Source organism: Adlercreutzia equolifaciens (assembly GCF_029076695.1).
Lineage (GTDB): Bacteria > Actinomycetota > Coriobacteriia > Coriobacteriales > Eggerthellaceae > Adlercreutzia > Adlercreutzia equolifaciens_A.
The window spans coordinates 1-289 of sequence record NZ_JARFIK010000615.1; the positions used below are offsets into that span (position 1 = coordinate 1).

The window sequence follows — 289 nt, forward strand, 5'->3', positions numbered from 1 at the left end:
GGTTCTTACCAAGAGCCATCTCTCCGCCGGATGTTGACGGTCCGTCAGCGATAACCTGTCCTGCTTCCACACGCTCGCCTTTATCGACGATCGGTCTCTGGTTGTAGCAGTTACTCTGGTTACTTCTCTGGAATTTTGTCAGTTTGTATGTCTTCTTTGTTCCGTCATCATGGCGGATCGTGATGCTTGTAGATGTAGAACTTTCAACTACACCGGCCTGCTCTGCAACTTCAGCAACACCTGAGTCAACCGCAGATTTTACTTCCATACCTGTTCCGACTACCGGAGC

Annotated in this window: 1 protein-coding gene; it reads right to left on the reverse strand. The window is 49.8% G+C overall.

All coding sequences use genetic code 11. The features are described 5' to 3' along the window. A partial coding sequence (locus PZH32_RS13835; protein WP_275208842.1) for a hypothetical protein occupies positions 1-268 on the reverse strand: 268 nt, incomplete at its 3' end. Positions 269-289 lie beyond the last annotated feature (21 nt).